The organism is Rothia nasimurium (assembly GCF_049068285.1).
GTDB lineage: Bacteria > Actinomycetota > Actinomycetes > Actinomycetales > Micrococcaceae > Rothia > Rothia nasimurium_I.
This window is the reverse complement of sequence record NZ_JBLKPV010000021.1, coordinates 1-1,403: the sequence shown is the minus strand read 5'-3', so window position 1 is coordinate 1,403 and position 1,403 is coordinate 1. Positions and strand designations below refer to the sequence as shown.

General features: G+C 43.2%; 2 pseudogenes. One reads left to right on the top strand and one right to left on the bottom strand.

Going from position 1 to position 1,403, the window contains the following annotated elements:
* Positions 1-673, top strand: a pseudogene (locus ACMXX3_RS11685) (hypothetical protein); the annotation flags it as partial.
* A 57-nt stretch (positions 674-730) separates the two neighbouring features.
* Here ACMXX3_RS11685 and ACMXX3_RS11680 read toward each other — a convergent pair.
* Positions 731-1,403: pseudogene (locus ACMXX3_RS11680) on the bottom strand (hypothetical protein); the annotation flags it as partial.

Here is a 1,403-nt window from a genome sequence, read left to right as displayed (position 1 = left end):
AGTTTATCCGACTGTTATTCCTGCCGGGGCTGCCCACGTACATGCAGTAATCACAACCGGTGGTATCAAAAATGAATTGCAATCGCTCGGTTATATCGGAGGATATCTTAGTTCTCTCGTCTCGGACTTTTTTGCCAGGGTATCTGGTGTATCCGACCTCTTCGGTAGCGTCATTGATAATTTCCCCTTGAGTGACAACAAGATAATTCGTTCCGAAGTTGCACAACGATTTACAGAGCTAACCTGCCTTACAGCTCAAATGAGTGGATTATGGGAAGATGTTCACAAGAACCCCTGGACAATAAAATCACCAGTACGAAAAGAGCGGGACAGGTTGATCGTTCAGTCCGAGATTGATGCGCTAGTTGCAATTTCATTTGGAATAACACCGGATGAGCTAATTACGATATATAACACTCAGTTTAGCGTGTTGCAGCAGTATGACGGTTCAAACTTGTTTGATCACAATGGCCGCAAGCTCCCTAAGGAAATTTCTAAGCTGGTTAAAGATTCAGCAAAAAATGGAACAACACTACCATTAGCCAGTCTGAGATGGACTCACCCTCAGTCCCAGCGAGAGTATGTTTTTGAGGAGCCTTTCACCACCTTTGACCGTGAGCAAGCCCTTCGAGACGCCTATGAAAAATTCAGCTATCTAATCTCAGAAAACTAGAACAGGCCCGGCCCCGTCGGATGTGGTAGACGGGGCCAGCCAAGTCATTAAGAATAGCTACTCCTGATGAAGTAGGTAGGAGAATCGTTCGTAGGCAGCCTTCAACTCCGCCTCTCTATCGAAGGGAGCAAAGGGTGGCTCAAAAATGTACTCTACATCTGATTGGGGGTGAGTCCAGGTTAGTTCATCGCGTGAAATCGATTGACTGGTTTTTCTTGCATCAGACACCACTTTTACAGCTTCTTTTGATAGTTTCCGCCCATTTTTGTCAAATAAAATATTTTTGTCATATTGGCTAAGCACGCTAAACTGCGTTCTGTAAATTGTAATTAATTCTTGAATAGTGAGATTGAACGAAATTGCAGTAAGGGCATCAATTTCAGCTTGGATTTTCATTCGCTGCAATTCAACTCTTTCGGGTGACGATTCCCTCCATGGATCGCCAAAGATTTCTCTCCAAAGTTCGGAAAAATCACCTGTAAGACAGGCTAGTTTTGCAAACCTTTGAGCCAATTCAAGATTAATTTTTTCATTTTTTGAAATTGGAAAGTTCTGAACTACACTGCCTAGAAGGTCAGAAACACCTGAAGCTCTAGCAAAAAAATCTAAAATCAGAGAACTGAAATATCCGCCAATATATCCGATTGATTTTAGGTCGGCGTGTACTCCCCCCGTGGAAACAACGGTAAAAATATGAGCGGCCCCTACTGGAATTAATGTTGGGTAAACC